We start from the raw sequence: 22,931 nt of genomic DNA on the forward strand, positions 1-22,931 counted from the left end.
CGCGACGCTCGAAACAGCCCCTGCCCACGCCGGCGTCGCGTATCGCAGTAGAGCCCGGCGCGCCCGGCCTGCCGGAACCGGGGCGTGGAGTAGCCCGGGCGTGGCAGAACCTGGCCCCAGAGCGCTACCATGCGGCGGCAACTGCCCCCTGACCGAACGGATTTCCGACCTTGTCCCATCTCCTGGAAAAAGCCGCTGCGCGCGGCGACCTTGCTGCTCTCGAGCGCCTGCTGGATGCGGGTGCGGACCTTGAATGGCAGCACAAGGGCACCGGCCGCACGGCCTTGCTGGCCGCCACTATCGCCGGGCACCGGCCGGCCGTGGCGCTGCTGCTGGCGCGCGGCGCGAATGTCCTGCAGCCGTGCAAGGCCCTGGGCTACAGCCCCCTGGCCTGGGCCGCCAGCCACGGCGACACCGCCCTGGCCGAGTTGCTGATCGCCCATGGCGCAGCGCTCGAACAGGCCAGCCCCGAACTGCAACGCACCGCCCTGATGAACGCCGCCCAGGCTGGCCACGAGGCAATGGTTGCCTTGCTGCTCGAGGCCGGCGCCAACCCCTCGCCCGTGGATTTCCAGCAACGCAACGCCTGGTCCCTGGCCGAAGAAAATGGCCATGCCCAGGTCATGCAACAGCTGGAGCAGGCCGGTACCGGGGCACCGCCAGCGCCTGCACCGGCCCCTTCCCTGCCCTGGCCGCCGCTGGTGCCTGGCACTGACAGCAGCGCAGATCCGGTCACCCAGGTGCGGGCCTATACCCTGGCTTTGTACGCCTGGGAACAGCGCGGCAATGCCCTGGGCCACGAGGCGCTCGACGCCGCCTTCTGGGCCGAACCGCAACAGTTGCTCGAACGTTTTTGTACCCTGCGACCGCGGGCCTATCCGCGAGCCTCCTATGGTTACCCCACGACCCACGCCGAGGCCGACGAGCTACTGGGCTGCCAGTTGCTCAAGCCCGCCCAGGCCGAAGTGCTGGTGCGCGACCCGGCGTCCCGGGCGCTGTGCTACGAGCATCGCTTCGTGGTCAAGCGGGTTGCCGGCCAATGGCGCATCGACAGCGTCAAGCGCCGCCTGGCCGGCACCCAGAAATGGGCAAACGCCATTCTCTAGCGGGGGCAAGGGGCAAGAGCGAACGGGCGCAGCCTGCTCGACGTGCGGCACGGTTCAAACCCGTCGCCCTTGGCGTGCAGTCGCCCGCCATCACCACCGCTGTCGAGATTCGCGTTGAAACACGTGCCGATAAGCCCCTGGCCCGACAGCAGGCGGCCGCCAGCCAGCAGCAATTGCTGGTTGGCGGGCGGGCTGCTGCCCGTGGTTAAATGCCGCCCCGAAAAAATGACCGGCCCCGCTGATGACCCCTCTCGCCCTCGCCACCCTCAACCAGCATCTGTTGACCGCCCTGGCCGCCGCGCCCGGCGAAACCCGGCGCCTGTTCCATGGCCGCGGCCGCTGCTGGCCGGGGCTGGAACAGCTGACCGTGGACTGGCTGCAGGGGGTAGTGCTGGTGTCCTTGTTCAAGGAACCCGAAGCCGGGCAACTCGAAGCCCTGCAGCAGTTGCTGGCGGACCTGGGCTCGACCCCGCAATGGGTGGCCAGCGGCGCCCGCAGCCTGATGCTGCAACACCGCTACCTGCCCGACAGCCGTGGCGAGTGGCTGCTGGGCGAGGCCATCGACAGTTGCACCATCACCGAGGAAGGCCTGCGCTACCAGGTGGACCTGGGCAGCAAGCAGAACAACGGGCTGTTCCTCGACATGCGCTACGGGCGCAACTGGGTGCGGGCCAATGCCCGGGGCAAGAATGTCCTGAACCTGTTTGCCTATACCTGCGGCTTCTCGGTGGCGGCGATTGCCGGCGGCGCCGAGCGGGTGGTCAACCTCGACATGTCCCGGGCGGCCTTGAGCCGCGGCCGCGACAACCACCGGCTCAACGGCCACGACACCAGCCGGGTGAGCTTCCTCGGCCATGACCTGTTCAAGTCCTGGAGCAAGGTCAAGCAGGGCGGGCCCTATGACCTGGTGATCATCGACCCGCCGTCGTTCCAGAAAGGCAGCTTTGTCCTCGGCAAGGACTATGCGCGGGTGCTGCGGCGCCTGCCGGAGTTGCTCACGGCCGATGGTTGCGTCCTTGCATGCATGAATGATCCGGCGTTTAGCGTGGATTTTCTTCTGGAGGGGATGGCCGAAGCGGCGCCGGGGTTGCGCTTTGAACAGCGGCTGGAGAACCCGCCGGAGTTTCCGGATGCGGATCCGCAGTGCGGGCTCAAGGCACTGGTATTTCGGCATGGGGCATAGGCCTTGATCCTGGCTGGATAGCCGTTGCTGCAGCAACGGGCATCCAGCCAGGCCCTTACAACTCCATCCGATACTCGATCACCCCCGGCTTGTGCGCCACCCAGTCATACAACCGTTGCGCCCGCTCGTTGCTCTCCTGGGTATGCCAGTACAAACGAGCGCACTGGTGTTGCCGGGCAAAGGCCTGCACCCACTCGATCAACAGTTTCCCCGCCCCGCTGCCGCGAATCGACGGGGCCACGTACAGGTCTTCCAGATAGCAGAAGTCGCCGACGGCCCAGGTCGAACGGTGCAACACCAGGTTGACGAAGCCGATGACTTCATCGTCCTGCACCGCCACCGCCGAATACATCGGTTCCCGCGAATCGAGGAAACGCTCGAACGTGCGGCGGCTGACCTCTTCGCTCAGCGTCACCTGATAGAAATCCTGATAGGCCAGCCACAGCGGCAGCCATTGTTCGTAATCCCCAGGCTGAATCGCCCGTACCGTCACCGCGGGTTGTTGATCGCTCATTGCGCGCTCCTCTTGATCATCCACACCGGGATCAGCCCCGGTTATTGAAGAGTGCGCAGGTTAGTGCGTGAGTGGCGGATTTTATCAGGCCAATTCTGCCATCTGTAACAGACCACTTTGCCCAAACCCTCACAGCCCGGGCTGCTGATGGGTCACGCAGTGAATGCCGCCGCCCCCTGCGGCGATAGCGTCGATATCCAGCTGGATCACCTGCCGCCCGGGATACAGGCTGGCGAGCAGGCTATGGGCCTTGGCGTCGGCCTGCCGGTCACCGAACTGCGGTGAGATCACCGCCCCATTGATCACGAAATAGTTGATGTAGCCGGCGGCGAACTCCGGGTTGCCCCGACTGAAGCGGTTCTGCCGGGGATTCATCGGCGGCGACAGGGTATGCACCTGCAGCTTGCGACCATCGGCGTCACTGGCGGCTCGCAGGATCTCCAGGTGCTCGAGGGTTACCGAGTGATCATAGGAGTCGGGATCGTTGTCGAGGTTGGCCACCACCACCCCCGGCCTGACGAAACGCGCATAGAAGTCGACATGGGCATCGGTGATGTCCCGGCCCTTGATCCCCGGTAGCCAGATGATCTTGCGCAGGCCGAGGCAAGCCTTGAGTTCCTCTTCGACCTCGGCCTGGCTCCAGCCCGGGTTGCGGTTGCCGTTGATCCAGCTGCTTTGGGTCATGATCCCGGTGCCGTGGCCGTCCACCTCGATGCCGCCGCCCTCGCCCACCAGTTCGCTGCGCAGATAACGGGCGCCTGCAGCGTCGGCCATCTGCCGCGCCAGCCGGGCGTCCCTGGCGTGGCGCTGTTTGTTGCCCCAGCCATTGAAGTTGAAGTCCACCGCGCCCAATCCGCCTTCCCCATCGACGACAAAGTTGGCACCGATGTCGCGCATCCAGATGTCGTCCAGTTCGGTGCTGACAAAAGTGATGTTGTGCGAGCCGCACAACTGCTCGGCCAGGCCGCGCTCCTCTGCCCGGCAGAACAGGGTCAGGGGTTGATAGGCGGCAATTGCCCGGGCGATCCGCCCCTGGGCCTGTTGCACGTCGCCGGTAAAGTCTTCCCAGATGGCCTCCTGGGCACCAAAGGCCATGAAGGCCCGCAGCTGCCGGTCGCCTTCATCGGGCAGGTACCAGTGGCCCTGCTCCCCGGCCCGGGCACTGCGCGGCCCCAGGCCGAAGGCCGGCATGGCGGCGACAGCGGCCAGCAAGGAGGCCTGTTTGATCAGTTGACGTCGGGTGGGCATTGGACGGTTCTCTTGTCGAAGGTATTGCATGAAAAGGTTCGGGGGTGCGGCGCGGGCCCTCGCCGACACGCCGGCTCCTACCCGGGAGTGTAGGAGCCGGTTTGCCGGCGAACCGCATGGCGCCCGGTCAGTGGCGGGCAGCGGTGGCCGTCTTGAACTGGGTCCAGGTGCGCATTCGAGCCCGCATATCGGCCTGGGGAATGTCGCGGCCGGGAATCAAGCGTTCGAAGGTGGCGGCATCCGGGTAGATATCCGGGTTGTTGCCCATCTGCGGGTCGACACTTGGCCGCGCCCGGGCATTGGCCGTGGGGTAGCCAGTGAAGTTGCTGATGGCCGCCATGTTCTCTGGTCGGGTCACGAAGTTGATGAAGGCATAGGCATATTCCGGGTGCCGCGCATCCTTGGGGATCGCCATGGTGTCCATCCACACCGTGGTGCCTTCCCGGGGAATGCGGTACTGGAACTCGACCGTTTTGCCTGCGGCGTCGGCGGCGCGCTGGGCCTGGGTCATGTCGCCGCTGTAGCCCAGGGACAGGCACAGGTTGCCATTGACCAGGTCGGTCACCGGCTGCGACTGGAACTTGCGGATATAGGGCCGCAGCTTGCCCAGCAGCTCGCCGGCGGCCCGCAGATCCTCGGGCCGGGCACTGCGCGGGTCGCGCCCCAGGTAGTGGAGCGCCACCGCCAGCACCTCGTCCGGCGAGTCGATCAGGGAAATTCCGCAATCGGCGAAGCGCGCCGCCAGCTCCGGCTTGAACAACAGGTCCAGGCTGTTGACCGGGGCGTCGGGCAGGCGCTCGGCAATCTGCCGGGCGTTATAGGTCAGGCCGATGGTGCCCCAGGTGTAGGGCACCGTGGCCTGGCGGGCCCCGGGGTACTGGGCGCGCAGCTTCTGCAGGCCGGGCTCGATGTCGTCCTGGCCGATCAGCCGGGCCGGATCCAGGGTCTGCAGGCTGCCGGCGCGCATCAGGCGCTCGGCCACGGTGTCACCGGGAAAGATCAGGTCGTAGCCGCTGCCGCCGGTCATCAGCTTGGCTTCCAGTACTTCGCTGCCCTCCATCACGTCGTAGATCACCCTGATCCCGGTTTCGGCGGTGAAGCGCGCCAGGGTATCGGCGGCGAAGTAGTCGGCCCAGTTGTACAGGCGCAGGGTCTTGTCCTCGGGTTCGGCCTGGGCCTGGAGCGCTACCAGGGTCAGGGCCAGCATGCCCGCGCAGCGGCGTTTCCAGCGTTTGCCTGTGGTCTGCATGTCATGCCTCCCGGGGGGTCCAGCGTGGGTGAAGGTGTTGGCCGTCCAGGCTCAGCAGCGGCCCGTACATCTCCGGGCGACGGTCGCGGAAGATGCCCCAGGTGCGACGCTCCTCGGCCATGGCGGCCAGGTCCAGGCGCTGCAGCAAGACCCCTGTGCTGTCACGATCGGCCTCGGCCAGCAGCCGGCCCTTGTGGTCGCAGATGAACGATGAGCCGTAGAAATCCATGTGCAACGCCGGGTCACCGGTAGCCACTTCACGGCCGACCCGGTTGGCCGCCACTACCGGCAGCAGGTTGGCCGCCGCGTGCCCGCGCATGGTCATCTGCCAGTGATCCCGGGAATCCAGCCCGGCGCTGCCCGGTTCGCTGCCGATGGCGGTGGGAAACAGCAAGACCTCGGCGCCTTGCAGCGCCAGGCAGCGGGCGGTCTCGGGGAACCACTGGTCCCAGCAGATGCCGATGCCCAGGCGGCCGAAAGCGCTGTCCCAGACCTTGAAACCGGTATCGCCGGGGCTGAAGTACTCCTTCTCCTGATAACCCACGGCGTTGGGAATGTGGGTCTTGCGGTACACCCCCAGCAAGCGGCCGTCGGCATCGGCGACGCTCAGGGAATTGAAATAGGCCGTACCGGCCCTTTCGAACCAGCTCAGGGGCAGCACCACACCCAGCTCCCGGGCCAGGGCGGCGAAACGCTGGAGCACCCGGCTCGCGGGGTACTCCTCGGCCAGGGCCAGGTGCCGGTGCTGCTGTTCGATGCAGAAGTACGGGGTGGCGAACAGCTCTTGCAGGAGGATCACCTGGGCGCCCCGGGCTGCCGCTTCGCGCACCAGCTGTTCGGCGCGCTCGAGGTTGCCCGGCAGGTCCCAGGTGCAGGGCATCTGGGTGGTTGCGACGGTCAATGGGTTCATGCCTGGGCCCTCGTTGGCCATTGAGGTTGCTGCTGGGTGATGCAATGCACGCCACCGCCGCCGTGGGCCAGATGGTTGATCCGCACCGGCACCACCTGCCGGTCGGGGAAGGCCCGAGCCAGCACCTGGGCCGCTTGCTGGTCGGCGGCGATGCCGTAGGCCGGCATGATCACCGCGCCATTGGCCAGGTAGAAGTTGGTGTAGGAGGCGCAGAACACCTCGGCCCGGTGGTCCACCGCGGCACTGGCCTCGAACAGCTCGATCAGCTCGAAGGCGCGCCCGCGGGCATCCCGCGCCAGCTCCAGGGCACGACGGTTCTCGCGCACCACTTCGGCGTACACCGAGCCCCGGTCATGGGTGGCATCCACCAGCAGCACCCCGGGGCGGGCAAAGGCACAGACCCCGTCGACATGGCCGTCGGTCATGTCCCCGGTCACATGGTCCGGGTCCCCCGGCAGCCAGATGATCTTCTGCACACCCAGCAGGCGCTGGAAGATCGCCTCGATCTCGGCCTTGCCCAGGCCCGGATTGCGGTTGGGGTTGAGCAGCACCGATTCGGTGGTGATCAGGGTGCCCTCGCCGTCCACATGGATGGCCCCGCCTTCGTTGGCCAGGGGCGTGCCGAAGCAAGGCAGCCCCAACTGGTCCAGTAGGCGCCGGGCCAGGCTGCGGTCCAGGCTGTGCTCGGACTTGTCGCCCCAGGCGTTGAAGCGCCAGCTGACCCCGGCCAGCCCCTGCTGCGGATGGCAGATGAAACTCGGGCCGGAATCCCGGCACCAGCTGTCGTCCACCGCCTGGGGGACCAGCTCGACATTGGCGCCACACAGGCGTCGGGCACTGTCCAGGGCAGCGGGATCGATCACCAGTTTCACCGGTTCGAAACCGGCGATGGTATTGGCCACCCGGGCGAAGTCTGCCTGCACCTCGGCCAGGGTCACGCCCCATACCGATTCCCACAACCCCCGGTTGTGGGGCCAGACCATCCAGGTCGCCGCGTGGGGCGCCCACTCGGCGGGCATCCGCCAGCCACTGTCCTGCCTGTCATTGCCTTGCATGGGCCCTGCACCTCTCAAGTAAGGTTTTGTTATCAATCAACCAACAAGGTTGAAACACAGCGCCCATGCTATGGCTTTGAAAAACCGCCAACAAACGATAGATTTAGCGCACATCTGATTAGCCAGGCTTATCAATCATGCTCAAACACTGGCCACCCCTGAATGCCCTGCGAGGCTTCGAAGCCGCCGCGCGCCTGGGCAGTTTTCACCAGGCGGCGCAGGAACTGCACCTCACCCAATCGGCCATCAGCCAGCAGATCCGCAGCCTGGAAACCTTCCTCGAACAGCCGCTGTTCCATCGCAGCGGCCGCAGTGTGACCCTCACCGACGCCGGGCACGACCTGCGCAGCACCACCCAGTCGCTATTGCAGCAACTGGCGGTGGGCATCCGCCGCCTGGAGCAGTACCGCAAGCCCAACCAGCTGGTGGTCAATACCAGCCCGGCCTTTGCCCGCCACTGGCTGCTGCCGCGGCTGGGGGAATTCCATCGCCTGCACCCGGAGGTGGACCTATGGCTGTTCACCAGCTTCGAGCCACCGGACATGAGCACCCAGACCATCGACCTGACCTTGCGCGACGACCTCAGCGCCCAGGCCGAATGCAGCTACCTGGAGCTGTACAGCGACCGCCTCTACCCCGCCTGCCACCCCAGCGTGCTGGCGCAACCCGAAGCACTGCGCACCACCTTGCATGGCGAGCGGGAAATGGACTGGAGCCACTGGCTGGTGGAAGGCGGCAGCGACATTGGTCAACGCAGCAACGGCCTGAACTTTTCCGACCCGAGCCTGCTGCTGGACGCCGCCTGCGCCGGCCACGGCATTGCCCTGGTCAGCCAGCTGCTGAGCCAGCAGGCCCGGAGCCAGGGCTTGCTGAGCCCTTTGTGCGAACAGAGCGTGCGCGGCCCGACCTGGGCCTGGCTGATTCACCGCGACAGTGAAAGCAGCCCGCTGACCCGCAGTTTCTCGCAGTGGCTACAGGCTGCGCTGCAGGGTTCGGCCGAAGCTTGAGGCGCCCGCCCGACAAGGAGTGGAGCGATGCAAAACCGCTTTCCATTTCTGCCCCTAACCCCACGCATGGCGGCGCCTTAAGCTGGCGCCGGTGCAATCCGCACTGCCTTCCAGGAGCCGCCCGTGCCCCCGATCCACGACATCAACTGGCCGCTGTGGCTGTCCACCATGCTGCCCATGGCCCTGAGCGCCGGCCCCGGCAACCTGATGGTGGCCAGCTCCGGCGCCCGCAGCGGCGTGCGGCGTTCCCTGCGCTTCATCTGCGGGCTGGACCTGACCTACCTGCTCCTGGCGCTACTGGTGGGGTTGGGGCTGTATCACAGCCTGGCGGCGTACCCAGGGTTGCTCGGGGGGCTGCGGGTAGCGGGCAGCCTGTACATTTTCTGGCTGGGCCTGCGCCTGCTGCTGCGGCCATTGCGCAAGCCTGGCGAGCAGAGTGAAGCCCTGCAGTTTCGTGATGGTGTGATGCTGCAACTGGGCAATGTGCAAGGTCTGGTGATGCTGCTGGTCATGTTCTCCACCTTCAGCTCGGGCGCCGATGCGGGCACTGCCGTGGTGCTGGCACTCAGCGCCGCGCTGGTCGCGGTGAACCTGCTCGGCCACCTGCTGTGGGCCAGCCTGGGCTCAAGCCTGCAGCGGCTGATGCGCGACCGCCCGCGCCTGCTGCTGGCACAGAATGCGCTGTTCGGCTTGCTGCTGATGGCGGTGGCCGGGTGGCTATTGCTGCGTGGCGCCTAGCGCGTCAGCCGGCCTGGCCCTCACCTTGCAAGCCCTGGCGCGCCAGCAGATCGCAGAGAAATTCCGCCACCCGCTCGACCCGCTCCTGGCCCTGGGTCGCCAGGTTGCGCAGCAGCCAGATATCCGCGCGGTGGGCCGGAGCCTGGGGCAACACCCGGTGCAGGCCCAGGGGTTCTGCGATATAGGCCGGCAAGGCGGCAATCCCCAGGCCCGCCTGCACCGCCTTGAGCTGCGCCTCCAGGTTGCCGGTGCGCATCCACAACGGCTGATCGCCGCTGAGCTGGTCCAGCCAGCGGGCCAGGGGCATGTGGGCCAGGGTCTGGTTCCAGCCGATCAGCGAATGCTGGCGCAGCTCCGAAGGCTTCTCGGGGCAGCCATGGGCCGCGGCATAACCTGGGGAACAGAACAGCGCCTGGGTCAACTCGCCGACCCGGCGCAGGGTGAAGTTGCCGGCTTCCGGTCGTTGCAGGCGCAGCAGCAGGTCGCTGTGGCTCTGGGTGAGCTTGACCGAGCGCGCCGCATTGACGAAATCGAAGCTGATCTGCGGATGCTGCAAGCGAAACTGCGCCAGTGCGGGAATGATCAGGTGGCTGCCCATCAACTCCGGGCATTCGATGCGCACCACCCCGGCCATGCGCGCGCCTGGCCGGGACAACTGGCGTTCCATCAGGCGCAAGCGCTCCTCGATCTCCAGGGCCATGGGCAGTAGGGCCTGGCCGGCTTCGGTGAGGAAATAGCCCTGGGTGGTCTTGAGGAACAGCACGCTGCTCAAGGCCTGCTCCAGCACCAGGATCTTGCGCGAGACCGTCGAGGCCGACACCTTCAGCGCCTGCCCGGCGTCGGTGATGTTGCTGGCATTGGCGACGGCAATGAAAAACCGCAGATCGTCCCAGTTCACGCTTACCTGCCCTATCCCTGAAAACCCAGGCCCGGGATCTTAGGCGAAATAAGCAGCGCAGCGGTCAGACTTTTCTCCTGTAAAGTGCCCAAAATCTTTCCTGCCCACGGATCGGGATCCCCCATGCTGGAATTGCACACCCCTCGCCTGAACCTGCGCCCCCTGAACGCCCGTGACTGGGAGCTGTTCCTGGCCCTGCACAGCGACCCGGAAAACCTGCGCTATGTCTGCGATCCGCTCTCCCGGATGCAGATCGAGGAGCGTTTCACCTCGCGCCTGCCCCATTGGGACATGGATTGCGACCACTGGCTGTGCCTGGTGATCCGCGATCGCCACAGCGGCGAGGAGCTGGGCTTCACCGGCCTGCGAGTCAGCGACCGGCCCGGCGCCGAAGCCGAGGTCGGCTACCTGCTGGCCCCCGGTCATCAAGGCAAGGGCCTGGCCACGGAATCCCTGCGCACGCTGATGCAATACGCCCGCCACAGCCTGGGGATCAAGCGCCTGGTGGCCACGGTCACCGACGGCAATGCTGCGTCCTGCCAGGTTCTGGAGCGATGCGGTTTCGTCTTCCAGCAACGTGACGAAGGGGCCTTCCGCAGGGGTGGCGAAGACTTCGACGACCTGATTTTCAGCTGCCCCCTGACGGCCTGAGTGCGGCTTTGTGGGACCCCGCCTACGCCTGCCTGGCGTGGGTTTTTCTTGACAGCGAAAATTCCCAACGGCTATTGTCTGACAACCTGACTACCAAGGCTTTACCCTCCCATGCTTGAACTCCAGCGACCCGACTCTCTCGTTGTGCGCGTGGTCAATGCGATCCGCACCGAGATTGACTCCGGCCGCCTGGCCCCCGAATCGCGCCTGCCGACCGAGCAGCAACTGGCCGAGCAGTTGAACGTCAGCCGCTCGGTGATTCGCGAGGCCATCGCCCAGCTCAAGGCCGACGGCGTACTGATCGCCCGGCGTGGCCTGGGTTCGTACATTTCCAAGACCCCCGCCGGCACCGTGTTCCGTTTCCCCCAGGGCGATGGCCGCCTGCCGGACCTGGCGCAGATGTTCGAGATGCGTTTGTGGATCGAAACCCAGGCCGCGTCGATCGCCGCCCAGCGCCGCGACGCCGCCGACCTGCAACGGATGCAGGGCGCGTTGCAGGAAATGCACGACAAGCGCAGTGATTTCGAAGCCGCGGGGCTGGCCGATGTGGAGTTCCATCGGGCCATCGCCGAGGCCAGCAAGAACGACTATTTCGTGGCCTTCCATGATTTTCTGCGCAGCCAGCTGACCAGCGCCCGCAAGGCCGCCTGGGAGAACTCGGCGCTGCGCATGGCAGGCGGTTCCGCCGATGCCACCCAGGAACACCAGGCGCTGTACCAGGCGATTGCCGCTGGCGATCGCCAAGCCGCCGCCGGTTGCGCCGACGCCCACTTACGGGCTTCGGCCCAGCGCCTGGGCCTGGAACTGCCGACTATCGATTGACCCCAGCTTCACGCTTTGAGCCGCATGCCACGGCCTGCGGTTTTTTGTCGGATTAGTTAGTCTGACAACCTGATAACCAGACCGAAACGCATTGAATCCAAGGTACCCAAGAACAATGATTTACGACTTTTGCATCATCGGCGGCGGCATCGTCGGCCTGGCTACGGCGATGGAGATCCTCAAGCGTCAGCCCGGCGCTTCGCTGGTCATCCTGGAAAAGGAAAACGTCCTGGCCAAGCACCAGACCGGTCACAACAGCGGGGTGATCCACGCCGGCATCTACTACGCCCCGGGCAGCCTCAAGGCCGACCTGTGCAAGCGTGGCGCCGAGGCCACCAAGCAGTTCTGCAGCGAGCACGGGATCAAGTTCGAGGTCTGCGGCAAGGTGCTGGTGGCGTCCAACGCCCTGGAAGTGCAGCGCATGGAGGCCCTGTATCAGCGCTCGCAACAGAACGGCCTGAAGGTGGAGCGCCTGGACGCCGAGCAACTGCGCCAGCGCGAACCGAATATCGTGGGCCTTGGCGGGCTGTTCCTCGACGCCACCGGCATCGTCGACTACCGCGAAGTCTGCGACACCATGGCCCGGGTGATTCGCCGCGAGGGCGGCGAGATCTGCCTGAGCCAGACCGTCACCGCGATCCAGGAGCACGCCGACAGTGTCACCGTCAGCAGCCATGGCGGCAGCTGGCGGGCGAAGAAGCTGGTGGCCTGCGCCGGCCTGCAATCGGATCGCCTGGCGGTGATGGCCGGGGTGAAGATCGACCACCAGATCATCCCCTTCCGCGGAGAGTACTTCCGCCTGCCGGCGTCGAAGAACAACATCGTCAATCACTTGATCTACCCGATCCCCGATCCGGAGCTGCCGTTCCTCGGGGTGCACCTGACCCGCATGATCGACGGCAGCGTTACCGTCGGCCCCAACGCGGTCCTGGGCCTGGGTCGGGAGAACTACAGGAAGTTCTCCATCAACTGGCGCGACGTGGCGCAGTACGCCAGCTTCCCCGGCTTCTGGAAAACCATCTGGCAGAACCTCGGCTCCGGCACCACCGAGATGAAGAACTCGCTGTTCAAGTCCGGCTACCTGGAGCAGTGCCGCAAGTACTGCCCTTCCCTGCAAGTGGAAGACCTGCTGCCTTATGAGGCGGGGATCCGCGCCCAGGCGGTGATGCGCGACGGCAGCCTGGTGCACGATTTCCTGTTCGCCGAAACCCCGCGCATGTTGCACGTGTGCAACGCGCCCTCGCCCGCCGCCACCTCGGCGATTCCCATTGGCTCGATGATTGCCGACCGGATTTTCCAGGCCGCCTGAAACACCCCGCGCCATCGCCTTGCAGCGCAGTGCCCCGGCACTGCCAAGCGGGCCGCGTGTCGCCGCAATACCCCTCGGCCGCCCTTTAGGGTGCGGCGCGCAAGGCTCGCGTCAACTCGACAATAAATACAATGATTCATGAGGATGTACGGATATGACCGCAGTTGAAACCAGCATTACTGCAGCGGAAACCCCACAGCAAACCAAGAAACGCCTGCGCAAGGTCGCGGCGGCCACCATCTTCGGTTCGATGCTGGAGTGGTACGACTTCTACCTCTACGCCACCATGGCGGCCATCGTCTTCTCGAAGATCTTCTTCGATAACAGCAACCCGAAAAGCGCCACCCTGATGGCCTTCTCGACCTTTGCCATCGGCTTTATCGCCCGCCCCTTCGGCGGCATCCTGTTCGGCTACCTGGGGGACAAGTTCGGCCGCAAGCAGGTACTGGTGCTGACCTTCTGCCTGATGGGCGTGTGCACCGCGCTGATCGGCCTGATCCCCAGCTACGCGTCGATCGGCATCTGGGCGCCGATCCTGCTGGTGGCAATCCGCATCATCCAGGGCCTGGGCGCCGGCGCCGAACTGTCCGGCGCGGCGGTCACCTCCTATGAACACGCCAGCGAGGGCAAGCGCGGCAGCCAGGGCGCCTGGCCGGCGCTGGGGCTGAACCTGGGCCTGCTGCTGTCGTCGCTGACCATCTACCTGCTGACCATCAACGGCAACGAGTTCCTGCTGGCCGGCGGCTGGCGCATTCCGTTCGTCTGCAGCATCGTCCTGGTGGCCGTCGGCCTGTGGGTGCGCAACAGCATTCCGGAAACCCCGGAGTTCAAGGAACTGAGCAAGGAAAGCCAGAAAGCCAAGGCCTCGCCGCTCAAGGCGCTGTTCAAGAACGACCTCAAGGGCCTGGCCGTGGTGTTCTTCGTGGCGGTGGGCTACAACGCCCTGAGCTACATCTTCAAGACCTTCTCCCTGGCCTACCTGACCCAGTACAAGAACGTCGATGTGCACGTCACTTCGCTGTCAGTGACCATCGCCAGCCTGATCGCCATCGTCGCCGTGCCGTTCTTCGGCTGGCTCTGCGACAAGTGGAGCAGCAAGACCGTGCTGATCCTCGGCGGGCTGTTCTCGGTGCTGTTCGCCTACCCCTTCCTGGCCCTGCTCAACACCGGTGAGAGCCTGATGATCTACATCGCCATCGGCGTCGGTACCGGTATTCTGGCGCCGATGATGTTCGCCCCCCAGGGCTCCTTCCTCAGCCGCCAGTTCCCCACCGCGACCCGCTCTTCGGGTTTCGGCACCGGGCGCGAGATTGGCACCGCCATCGCCGGTGGCCTGGCGCCGCTGGGCGCTCTGTCCCTGGTGACGGCCTCGGCCACCCACTCCACCGACGGCGTGGTGATCATTCTCGCCGTCGCCGCGGTGCTGGTGGTGGTGTTCGCCCTCCTTGACCAGGGCCGCAAGCACTCGGCCTTCAAGAACTGAGGCTGGACCCAACCCTGCCCGGGCCGCTCCAACGGCCCTGGCAGACTTTGCTAAGGTGGCCGCTGAACCCGCATCACAGGCCACCCCATGTCAACCGATAGCGCATTCGGCGTCGATGCCGACGGCTTGATCGCCCTTCCTGCCGAACCACCCCTGCAGCCCGAGTACCGAGCCCTGCTCGACGAGCTGTGCGCCGCCCTCACCACTCCCGCCAGCCCGCCGCTGCATAGCCTGTACCTGTACGGCAGCGTCGCCCGTGGCGCCGCCCGGCCTGGAGCTTCCGACCTGGACCTGTGCCTGATCCTGCGAGATCCCGCCGCCCCGGCCGCGTGCCTGCATCTGGAAAACCTGCGCCAGGCCCTGCAAGCGCGCCACCCGCTGGTGTCGAAGATCGATTTCGATATCGGCGACCTCAACCAGGTGCTGGAAACGCGGAACCTCGACAGCTGGGGCTATTGGCTCAAGCACCATTGCCGCTGCCTCTGGGGCGAAGACCTGCGCTCGCGCTTTGCACCTTTCAGGCCCAGCCGGGAGATTGCCCTGGCGGTGAACGGTGACTTTCTCGCAGTGCTGGACGACTACGCCGAGCGCATCGACCGCGAACAGATGCCCGCCGAAGTCCTCCGGCTGCAACGGCAGGCCTCGCGCAAACTCGTTCGCGCCACCAACCTGCTGCGCCAGGAGCAGGAGCCGAGCTGGCCCCAGAGCCTGGATGAGCATGTGCGGCTGTTTGTGCAGCACTACCCGGAAATGGCAGGCCCCATCGACGTGTTTCGCCAGGCCGCCGAGGCAACGGCCCCCGCCGGCGCCGGTTTCAGCGACCGCTTGCGGCAGATGGCGCAGTGGATGAGCCAGGCACTGGCCCCGCCGCCATCCAGGAATTGACCCTTGCAATTGCACCGCCCCCGGCAACGGCTGCACCAGGGCTTCTAAACGGCTCAACCCCACGAGGCGCTGCCCCATCTACTGCAAACGGCGCCGGAACGGGGGTCGCTGCCGGATCAGACCTGCAGCACCTCGATCCCCAACTGCCGATAACCTTCGATGTCCACACCCGGCGCCTCCTGCTCGGTCACCAGCCGGTGCAAGCGGTTGCATGGCACCACGACGAAGGGTTCCATGGCGCCGAGCTTGTCGGCGGTGGTCACCGCGATGACCTCGCTGGCACTGTCGAACATTGCCTGCTTGATCGGCACCTCGTCGAAATGCAGGGAGCTGATGCCGATCTCCGGGTGGATCGCGCAGACCCCGGTGAACATCAGGTCGGCCTTGATCCCCTGGATCATGCGCAGTGCTTCATGGCCGCTGGCGGACAGGGTTGCCGGGTTGAGCTGGCCACCGGCGAGAATCACCCTGACCTTGGGGTGCTCGGCCAGGGCCACGGCAATCATCGGCGAGGCGGTGACCGCGGTCAGGCTGATGCCCGCCGGCAGCGACTGGGCGATGTGCAGGGTGGTGGAGCCGGAATCGAACAGCACCGTCTGGCCGTCCTGCACCCATTGCACGGCATATTGCGCCAGGCGCAGTTTCGCCTCACTGGTTTCGCCGACTCGGGTGAAGTAGTCCTTGCCGCTGTCCTTGGGCCGCGGCAGCGCGCCACCATGGACCCGCTGCACCAGGCCGACGGCATCCAGCTCCGCCAGGTCGCGACGGATGGTGTCTTCGGACACCGCGAAATGCCGGCTCAGTTCGGCGGCCATGACCTTGCCGTCGCGCTCCAGCAGCAGAAGGATTTTTTGCCGACGCAAGGATGGCAGCTCGGCTGGCGGGTGTTGACTTTGCATGTTTATGCCCGTTATTGCGTGTTTTCGCCAAGCTACACAGACACTCGGGCAAAAACAAGCAACCCGATCAGTTGATCAGCTGCGGCGCCCGTGAGCGGTACAAGGCCGCTTCCCCGAGGCGCTCGCGCACCAGCGCCTGGGCCTGGCGGGTCATCTGGTCCAGCTGCCGGTCGCGCTTTTTCTCCGCTTCCAGCATGGCCTTGCGCCCGTGCTGGGCCAGCAGGTAGGTGTGGATCTGCCGCACTTCCACCGACTGGTAGATCGGCGCCACATCCAGCACCGCCAGCAGGCCGTCGCTGCCATGGTCCCGGGTGTTCATCAGCACCTGCGGGCCGCGGGCGCCCAGCAGCTGGAAGCCCAGGGCCTCGAAACACCCCACCTTGGCCATGTTGCAGGCAAGTTCCGCATGGGGGTAACGCGCCAGCATGGCTTGCAGCATCTGCCGGGCAATGCCCTGGCGCCGGTGGCCTTGCAGCACCGCCATGTACGCCACGGCGCAGGCCTGGGGATCGTCCTTGACCGGCAGGTACAGGGTGAAACCCAGCACCTGGTCCGGGGCCTGCGGATCGGTGGCCACCACCAGCTCCACCGCAATCCCCCGGGAACCGTCCATGGCCTGCAGGTACAGGTGCACCTCATAGCCGACGCCGTACTGGTACAGGTTGTACAGCGGGTTGCTCGGGGCGATGGCCACCGCGCTGACATCGGTGATGTAGTCCACCACCATCTGCTGGATCTGGCTCTGGATGGCTTCGGGCGGCGGGGCTTGGAACAGGGTGATGCTGGACATCGAGGCGGTGACTCCGAGGGTTGGGGCATGCCCGGCTACGGCGGGCGCGCCATGATAACCCGGCGCGGGTGACACAGGCGCACAACCGGGCAGCGCATCGGGCGCGTGCATCGGCGAAAGAGCGCGAATGGGATCGGGAGCAAGAGACTGGCGGGCTGCGGCTATGGCGGGGCCATGGCCGCAACCGGCACAGGATGCGGATGCACCGGCGCATCCGCGGTGCCCCGCCCGACGAACGCGGGCGGGGCCGAGGGCTTACAGCGCCATGTCGGCCGCTGGGTTGCTCTCTGGCTTGGCCAGGCTGGCCGGAGCCTGAGGCGCCGCGCCCTTGACCGGCGGTGGCGGGGTCAGTTGCAGCACTTCAGCGGTGTAGGCCCATTCTTTGGCCACACGCTCAGGGCTGTCGTTCAGGGCCGTACCGTAGCTCGGCACGATCTGCTTGAGCTTCTCCTGCCAGGCCGGGGTCGCGACCTGGTCCTTGAAGACTTTCTGCAGCACGCTGAGCATGATCGGCGCGGCGGTCGAAGCACCTGGGGACGCGCCCAGCAGGCCGGCGATGCTGCCGTCTTCGGAGGCCACGATCTCGGTGCCCAGTTTCAGCACGCCGCCCTTCTCTTCGTCACGCTTGATGATCTGCACGCGCTGGCCGGCCTGCCACAGGCGCCAGTCTTCCTGCTTGGCGTTGGGGAAGTATTCCTTCAGCGCGGCGAAGCGGTCGTCATCCGACAGCATCAGCTGGCCGGCCAGGTATTCCACCAGCGGGTACTGCTCGATGCCCACCTTGGTCATCGGCCAGAAGTTGTGGGTGGTGGTGCTGGTCAGCAGGTCGAAGTACGAACCTTCCTTGAGGAACTTGGTGGAGAAGGTAGCGAATGGGCCAAACAGGATCACCCGCTTGCCGTCCAGCACACGAGTGTCCAGGTGCGGAACCGACATCGGTGGCGCGCCGACCGAAGCCTTGCCGTAGGCCTTGGCCAGGTGCTGCTCGGCCACGCTGGCGTTGTCGGTCACCAGGAACGAGCCACCCACCGGGAAGCCGGCGTATTCGTTGGCTTCAGGAATGCCCGACTTCTGCAGCAGGTGCAGGGCACCGCCGCCGGCGCCGATGAACACGAACTTGGCGTCGGTCTCGGTTTTCGAACCGTCCTTGAGGTTCTTGTAGGTCACGCGCCACGAGCCGTCTTTATTGCGCTCGATTTCCTGCACTTCGCTGGACAGTTTCAGCGCGAAGTTGGGCTGAGCCTGCAGGTGGGCAACGAACTGGCGAGTGATCTCGCCGAAGTTGACGTCGGTGCCGATCGGGGTCCAGGTCGCAGCGATCTTCTGCGCCGGGTCACGACCTTCCATCATCAGTGGAACCCACTTCTTGATCTGCTCGGCGTCTTCGGAGTACTGCATGCCGCTGAACAGCGGGCTGGCCTGCAGGGCCTCGTAGCGGGCCTTGAGGAACTTGATGTTGTCATCGCCCCAGACAAAGCTCATGTGCGGGGTGGAGTTGATGAACGAACGCGGGTTCTTCAGGACGCCGTTCTTGACCTGCCAGGACCAGAACTGCCGGGAAATCTGGAACGCTTCGTTGATCTCGATGGCCTTGGCGATCTCGATCTTGCCGTCCTTGCCTTCCGGCGTGTAGTTCAGCTCGGCCAAAGCGGAGTGGCCGGTACCGGCGTTGTTCCAGCCGTTGGAGCTTTCTTCTGCGACGCCGTCCAGGCGCTCGACCATCTCCATCGACCAATCCGGCTGCAGCTCATTGAGCCAGACCCCGAGGGTCGAACTCATGATGCCGCCACCGATCAGCAGCACATCCACTTTCTTCGGCTCAGCCGCGTGCGCGGTCGTGAGGCCTATCGACATCGCCAGCCCGATCAGGGCCGTGTTCACTTTCTTAAACATTCTGAGTACCTACGATAGAACGCCATCCGCCGCCCCATCCTCGATCCTGCGTACTCCGGTGATTGCGAAACAGTCATTTCGCAGGTCCTGGACCAACACATTCAAAAGAACTGGAGGGTGGGCACACAAGGCCGACGAGACAGGCTCGACCTCAGTTTTATATCGCTCCGGCGCTGACTTCTTGTCGTTCTTGGCTTCAGCTACTTGAGTGACAGTGTTTCTCAGGGCACGTCACGGGACGCAACCAACAGGCAGTTTCCCCCTGCCCGACCTTGCGCGCCGCAAACTGCCGGACGAACAAGAATGACGCCCGCAACTGCGGGGGCCAACAGGAAATTAGGGGTCGGGTTCAACCAAAGAGGTAAACGAACACTGCCTGACATTACATTCGGCGGGGTCGTGCAGACACTCCCACAGCCTTGCAAGGGACCCGAACAGGCCACTTGAAGCTAAGCACGGGTAAGGTATTTCTGCACAAACGATGAACCGATTCAGCGCAAGAATATCATTACGGCATCAGCCTGTCTTGGCCGGAGCCACGAGCCGCCCGCCCGGGAAAACCTCGACGCTGTACGACACCTGCCGCAATCAATGCGTCACAACGACGCTGGCCGCCCCTCATTCACAGCGGCAAATGCGCCTTCGCCAAGAGGCGACCTTGATGCATGATGGCACCGCGCCACAACACCACCTTCACCCATTTACTGCAAAGGACGGCCATGCAAGGTATCGACAGTGTTGCAACAGAGTTCCGCGCGTTCCTGAAGTCCTGGGAACAGGAGCGCCCGCACCTTCCCTCGGCCCTCAGCGTGCTCGGCAATGGTTTCGAGGGCTGGCTGAAGTTCGAATTCTATTTCTGGCTGATCCAGCACCGGGGGTTGGCCGGGCCACGCGACGGCTGGCTCGGCGACGTTGGCGTGGAATACAAGGTCGCCCTGGACCAGCGCTGGTCCGACATGGACATTCACCATAAGCAATGTGACCTGTGGATCCGCGATGCAGACAAGCGGCGCTTCCACTTCATCGAACTCAAGGCGCCCTTTGCCAACGCCAACCAAGGCAAGTTGTTCGTCTCGGCATCGGACGACTACTGGTACATGACACGCCTGAAGGCCAAGGAAGAAAAGGTCGCCAGCGGCAGCGTGATCATCTTCGGCGTCGGCTTCACAGAGGATAAATGGACAAAGCATCTGAAAGCGGTCGAGGAATACACCGGCTGGGTCGAACACGCCTCCCGCGATATTGGCGAAGTACCCGGGGTCGAGAACCTGCGCTGGGCCGTGCTGACCATGCACTACCCCAGCTAGCTGCAATCCGGCCTTCGATCGTTCAGGCAAATTGGATAGGATGCTGCGCTGCAACGCCGGGAAAGCACCCGGCGCCGCGCCCCCAAGAACAACAAGGAACGACCATGCACCCGACCTCACTGCAAGACACCACCGCCCCCGAAGGCGTGTGCTTCGGCTGCGGCAGCAGCAACCATCACGGCCTGCACATCAAGAGCCACTGGCACGAGGACGGTGTGCACGTGGTGGCCGAGCACCTGCCCGACGCCAAGTACTGCGGCTGGCCGGACCTGGTCTACGGCGGCCTGATCGCCATGCTGGTGGACTGCCACTCCAACTGGACCGCCATGGCCTACCACTACCGCAACGAACAGCGCGAGCCCGGCAGCCTGCCACGCATCGACTGCGTCACCGGCAACCTGGGCATCAAGTTCATCAAGCCCACCCCCATGGGCGTGCCCCTGACCCTGCGTGCCAGGGTCGAGGGTGAAGTAGGCCGCAAGAGCCAGGTGATCTGCGAGGTGTATGCCGGCGATGTGCTGACCGCCATTGGCGATTCGGTCTTCGTGCGGGTCGATACCAGCCAGCTCGCGGCAGCGGCTCACGGTAGAGACGCCTGAGCCGGGGGCCTGGGAAGGCGGTCGGAACTATCGCCCATGCAGGTGGGGCAGGTGCCGATAGCCCGCCGCTCGGGCAAAATCCGCCAGCCGCCACAACGAACCGTTGGCCCCCCAGGTGCCATCAGCCACGTCATCCAGCAGGATCGAGGTCATCAGCATTCGCGGATCGTCCTCTGCCAGACAGGCGGCCAGCGCCTGATGCAAGCCCTCGACATAGGCCTGGCGCTGGGCAGCATCGAGCACGCCCGCCGGGACCTTGACCCGGACCATGCAAGGAACCGCCTGGGCACTGGAGTCGGCACCGCCACAACTCCAGAAGCCCGGCGCCAGCTCTTCCAGCAGTACCCAGCACAACGCCCGCTGACGGGGGTCATCACCTATTTGCTCCACCGTCAGGGCCACTTGGGTAACCTCTTGCAGGACCTTGGCACGCTGCCGGGCATCGAAAGCGCCCTGGGGGATCTTGATCAGAATATTAGGCATCGGCATCACCACTTACACAGAAAAGGAGCGGCTATTGAGCCTGTGCTCATCCCTGGCCAACAGCGACCGATTCGACATCTTTCATGCATAATCCGCCAATGAACGATTTCACCGTCTTGCTCCTACCCGGTTCCTTTGCCTCCAGCGTCGCCCTGACCCTGGACATGCTTTCCAGCGCCGCGCTGCTGGCCCCACGCCTGGGGCTCGGGGCTCCGCGCTGGCGGGTTTGTGCCTTGCAGGCTGGCCAGGTAGCCCTGGGCCAGGGCCTGCTGCTCGAGGTCGAGGCCCTGGATGCCAGGGGCGATGATCGGTCCTGCTGGATAGTGCCGGGGCTGGGCATCGACACCCCCGAGGCCATCGCCCAGCGCCTGCTGCAAGCAGACATTGCCCCGTTGCTGGATGCATTGCGCGATCATCTGGAACTCGGAGGCGAAGTAGCGGCATCCTGTTCCGCCGTTTTCCTGTTGCAGGCCGCCGGGCTCCTGCCCGGGCGCCGGGTTACGACCTCCTGGTGGTTGGCGCCACTGCTGCAAGAGTGGGCCGTCGACACCAAGGTGGATCCGGACCAGATGGTTGTGGTCGACCCTCCGCTAACCACCGCCGGAGCAGCATTTGGCCAATCGGATTTGATGCTGCATCTGCTGCGCAGCCGTTTCGGCACGAGCTTGGCAGACGCGGTGGGGCAGACGCTGCTGATTGATCGGCGGCAATTGCAGGCGCCGTTTCGGGTACCGGCAATGATGGCCCAGGGCAACACCCTGATCAGCCGGCTTACCGCCCATATCGAAGCCGGCTTGCCAAACCTGCCCAGCGTCGGCGAACTGGCTGCACAGTTCAGCATGTCCGAACGGACCCTGGGTCGCCAGATACGCAAGGTCACCGGCCACAGCAGCTTGCGCCTGATCCAGAATGTGCAGCTGAACCGGGCGAGGGCTCTGTTGCAAAGCAGCAAATATTCGGTGGAGCGCGTGGCCGAACAGGTGGGATACCAGGACGCCACGGCCCTGCGCCGGCTGATGCGCAAGTTGCTCAACGCCACTCCAAGGCAATTGCGTTGAGCCCACCACGGTCCCCAGGCAAGAGGACTTTTGATACATTGCCGCTCCGCTCCCTCCCTTTCGAACAGGACACCCACCCTGACCATGGACATTCAGGAAATCCAGCGTCGCCTGGCCAAGCCGGCGCTGCAATTGATTCCCGGCGGTTTTCGCCCCTCCGGCAGCGACGAGGAAAGCTGGCTGGGCCGGGTCTTTCTGTTTCGCGAGGATGAAGAGCTGCCGCGCAACAGCGCCGGGGAAACCCTGCTGCCTTTCGCCCAGCTCTATCTGCCGGCGCTGCCCTTCCACAGCCCGCTGCTGGAAGGCGTGCGGGTGCTCACGGTGTTCGTCGCCAACCCCTTTCCCGAGCCCCTGGAACCCATGGGCGAGCGCTGGCTGATCCGCGAATACCGTGCCGAGGATGTGCTGGTGCGCAAGGACCTGACTGCCCCCGGGGCCTTTCTCAAGCCCTTCCCGCTCAAGCCCGAGGCAGTGCCCGCGGACTTTCCGCTGTGGGACGGCGGTGGCGTGCCGGAGGACCTGGAGCGGGAAATCCTCGAACTGGAAAACTCCGGGCAGATCGAGTGCTACTACGACCTGGTGAACCATTGCTACCAGCACAAGCTCGGGGGCTACCCCTCGTTCTGCCAGTCGGGAGTCGATGTCGGGGACGGTTTCGAATTCGTGATGCAGATTTCCTCCGACGCCAAGATCAACCTCAACGTGGTGCACAGCGGCAGCCTGATGTTCTGGAAACACCCCGCCAGCGGCGACTGGGCGCTGTACTACGACTTCCATTGAGGCGCAGCGGCTAACACCGATTTCATCCACCGGCGGATGAAATGCCCCGGCGCCGGGTGCATCA

23 protein-coding genes are annotated in these 22,931 nt (G+C 65.1%); 13 read left to right on the top strand and 10 right to left on the bottom strand.

Translation table 11 applies throughout. From position 1 onward, the window contains the following. Nucleotides 1-170: 170 nt before the first annotated feature. Both AC1RL5_RS15160 and AC1RL5_RS15165 read left to right on the top strand, forming a co-directional pair. Nucleotides 171-1,106 (top strand): ankyrin repeat domain-containing protein, encoded by a 936-nt coding sequence (locus AC1RL5_RS15160; RefSeq protein ID WP_145713992.1) that lies wholly within the window; start codon nucleotides 171-173, stop codon nucleotides 1,104-1,106. A gap of 241 nt (nucleotides 1,107-1,347) precedes the next feature. Further along, nucleotides 1,348-2,289: a class I SAM-dependent methyltransferase gene (locus AC1RL5_RS15165; protein ID WP_011060737.1), complete on the top strand. Its 942-nt coding sequence runs from the start codon at nucleotides 1,348-1,350 to the stop codon at nucleotides 2,287-2,289. A gap of 55 nt (nucleotides 2,290-2,344) precedes the next feature. Here the strand turns inward: AC1RL5_RS15165 and AC1RL5_RS15170 are convergent, their stop codons facing one another. The 5 genes from AC1RL5_RS15170 to AC1RL5_RS15190 form a co-directional block, all read right to left on the bottom strand. Beyond that, nucleotides 2,345-2,803: a GNAT family N-acetyltransferase gene (locus AC1RL5_RS15170; protein WP_093408943.1), complete on the bottom strand. Its 459-nt coding sequence runs from the start codon at nucleotides 2,801-2,803 to the stop codon at nucleotides 2,345-2,347. 129 nt (nucleotides 2,804-2,932) lie between these two features. Beyond that, entirely contained in the window at nucleotides 2,933-4,051 is a 1,119-nt protein-coding gene (locus AC1RL5_RS15175) for an agmatine deiminase family protein (protein ID WP_093408948.1), read from the bottom strand. A 127-nt stretch (nucleotides 4,052-4,178) separates the two neighbouring features. Then, nucleotides 4,179-5,258 carry an extracellular solute-binding protein gene (locus tag AC1RL5_RS15180; RefSeq protein ID WP_492589688.1) on the bottom strand — a complete coding sequence of 360 codons (1,080 nt, stop codon included), beginning with the start codon at nucleotides 5,256-5,258 and terminating at the stop codon, nucleotides 4,179-4,181. 43 nt (nucleotides 5,259-5,301) lie between these two features. Then, a complete protein-coding gene (aguB, locus tag AC1RL5_RS15185) occupies nucleotides 5,302-6,210 on the bottom strand; it encodes an N-carbamoylputrescine amidase (RefSeq protein WP_093409155.1) in 909 nt (302 codons plus the stop codon). After that, nucleotides 6,207-7,265, bottom strand: a complete 1,059-nt coding sequence (locus AC1RL5_RS15190; protein WP_093408953.1) for an agmatine deiminase family protein — start codon at nucleotides 7,263-7,265, stop codon at nucleotides 6,207-6,209. The genes aguB and AC1RL5_RS15190 overlap by 4 nt, the downstream gene beginning before the upstream one ends. Before the next feature lie 137 nt (nucleotides 7,266-7,402). Between AC1RL5_RS15190 and AC1RL5_RS15195 the strand changes: the two genes are divergently transcribed. Beyond that, complete coding sequence (locus AC1RL5_RS15195) at nucleotides 7,403-8,272, top strand: LysR family transcriptional regulator (RefSeq protein WP_093408958.1); 870 nt, start codon at nucleotides 7,403-7,405, stop codon at nucleotides 8,270-8,272. 123 nt (nucleotides 8,273-8,395) lie between these two features. After that, on the top strand, nucleotides 8,396-9,010 hold the full coding sequence (locus AC1RL5_RS15200) for a LysE family translocator (protein ID WP_123577567.1): 615 nt from the start codon (nucleotides 8,396-8,398) through the stop codon (nucleotides 9,008-9,010). Between the two features lie 4 nt (nucleotides 9,011-9,014). On the opposite strand, the gene AC1RL5_RS15205 is transcribed toward AC1RL5_RS15200, so the two are convergent. After that, a complete protein-coding gene (locus AC1RL5_RS15205; RefSeq protein ID WP_072452351.1) occupies nucleotides 9,015-9,908 on the bottom strand; it encodes a LysR family transcriptional regulator in 894 nt (297 codons plus the stop codon). Nucleotides 9,909-10,031: 123 nt separating this feature from the next. On the opposite strand from AC1RL5_RS15205, the gene AC1RL5_RS15210 reads away from it, so the two are divergent. The 5 genes from AC1RL5_RS15210 (at nucleotide 10,032) to AC1RL5_RS15230 (ending at nucleotide 15,058) form a co-directional block, all read left to right on the top strand. Next, the gene (locus tag AC1RL5_RS15210) at nucleotides 10,032-10,559 is read left to right on the top strand and encodes a GNAT family N-acetyltransferase (RefSeq protein ID WP_072452352.1); all 528 of its coding nucleotides are present in this window, start codon (nucleotides 10,032-10,034) and stop codon (nucleotides 10,557-10,559) included. 111 nt (nucleotides 10,560-10,670) lie between these two features. Continuing rightward, entirely contained in the window at nucleotides 10,671-11,381 is a 711-nt protein-coding gene (locus AC1RL5_RS15215) for a FadR/GntR family transcriptional regulator (RefSeq protein ID WP_072452353.1), read from the top strand. A 115-nt stretch (nucleotides 11,382-11,496) separates the two neighbouring features. Continuing rightward, entirely contained in the window at nucleotides 11,497-12,690 is a 1,194-nt protein-coding gene (gene lhgO, locus AC1RL5_RS15220; protein ID WP_072452354.1) for an L-2-hydroxyglutarate oxidase, read from the top strand. A 154-nt stretch (nucleotides 12,691-12,844) separates the two neighbouring features. After that, on the top strand, nucleotides 12,845-14,173 hold the full coding sequence (locus AC1RL5_RS15225; RefSeq protein ID WP_072452355.1) for an MFS transporter: 1,329 nt from the start codon (nucleotides 12,845-12,847) through the stop codon (nucleotides 14,171-14,173). Between the two features lie 87 nt (nucleotides 14,174-14,260). Further along, nucleotides 14,261-15,058 (top strand): nucleotidyltransferase domain-containing protein, encoded by a 798-nt coding sequence (locus AC1RL5_RS15230; RefSeq protein WP_072452356.1) that lies wholly within the window; start codon nucleotides 14,261-14,263, stop codon nucleotides 15,056-15,058. Nucleotides 15,059-15,174: 116 nt separating this feature from the next. Here AC1RL5_RS15230 and AC1RL5_RS15235 read toward each other — a convergent pair whose 3' ends face one another. From AC1RL5_RS15235 to mqo, 3 genes are all read right to left on the bottom strand, one after another. Continuing rightward, nucleotides 15,175-15,957, bottom strand: a complete 783-nt coding sequence (locus tag AC1RL5_RS15235; protein ID WP_072452357.1) for a DeoR/GlpR family DNA-binding transcription regulator — start codon at nucleotides 15,955-15,957, stop codon at nucleotides 15,175-15,177. A 67-nt stretch (nucleotides 15,958-16,024) separates the two neighbouring features. Beyond that, entirely contained in the window at nucleotides 16,025-16,747 is a 723-nt protein-coding gene (locus tag AC1RL5_RS15240) for a GNAT family N-acetyltransferase (protein WP_072452358.1), read from the bottom strand. A gap of 255 nt (nucleotides 16,748-17,002) precedes the next feature. Next, on the bottom strand, nucleotides 17,003-18,640 hold the full coding sequence (gene mqo / locus AC1RL5_RS15245) for a malate dehydrogenase (quinone) (RefSeq protein WP_011060725.1): 1,638 nt from the start codon (nucleotides 18,638-18,640) through the stop codon (nucleotides 17,003-17,005). 665 nt (nucleotides 18,641-19,305) lie between these two features. On the opposite strand from mqo, the gene AC1RL5_RS15250 reads away from it, so the two are divergent. Together AC1RL5_RS15250 and AC1RL5_RS15255 are read left to right on the top strand one after the other, a co-directional pair. Beyond that, nucleotides 19,306-19,947 carry a hypothetical protein gene (locus tag AC1RL5_RS15250; RefSeq protein WP_072452359.1) on the top strand — a complete coding sequence of 214 codons (642 nt, stop codon included), beginning with the start codon at nucleotides 19,306-19,308 and terminating at the stop codon, nucleotides 19,945-19,947. A 104-nt stretch (nucleotides 19,948-20,051) separates the two neighbouring features. Then, nucleotides 20,052-20,546 carry a PaaI family thioesterase gene (locus tag AC1RL5_RS15255; RefSeq protein WP_011060723.1) on the top strand — a complete coding sequence of 165 codons (495 nt, stop codon included), beginning with the start codon at nucleotides 20,052-20,054 and terminating at the stop codon, nucleotides 20,544-20,546. A 27-nt stretch (nucleotides 20,547-20,573) separates the two neighbouring features. Here AC1RL5_RS15255 and AC1RL5_RS15260 read toward each other — a convergent pair whose 3' ends face one another. After that, nucleotides 20,574-21,029: a tautomerase family protein gene (locus tag AC1RL5_RS15260; RefSeq protein ID WP_176876718.1), complete on the bottom strand. Its 456-nt coding sequence runs from the start codon at nucleotides 21,027-21,029 to the stop codon at nucleotides 20,574-20,576. A 98-nt stretch (nucleotides 21,030-21,127) separates the two neighbouring features. On the opposite strand from AC1RL5_RS15260, the gene AC1RL5_RS15265 reads away from it, so the two are divergent. Next, a complete protein-coding gene (locus AC1RL5_RS15265; RefSeq protein ID WP_072452361.1) occupies nucleotides 21,128-22,087 on the top strand; it encodes a GlxA family transcriptional regulator in 960 nt (319 codons plus the stop codon). Between the two features lie 84 nt (nucleotides 22,088-22,171). After that, nucleotides 22,172-22,867 carry a YwqG family protein gene (locus AC1RL5_RS15270; RefSeq protein ID WP_492589634.1) on the top strand — a complete coding sequence of 232 codons (696 nt, stop codon included), beginning with the start codon at nucleotides 22,172-22,174 and terminating at the stop codon, nucleotides 22,865-22,867. Nucleotides 22,868-22,931 lie beyond the last annotated feature (64 nt).

Source organism: Pseudomonas sp. GW822-FHT06D10 (assembly GCF_058799535.1).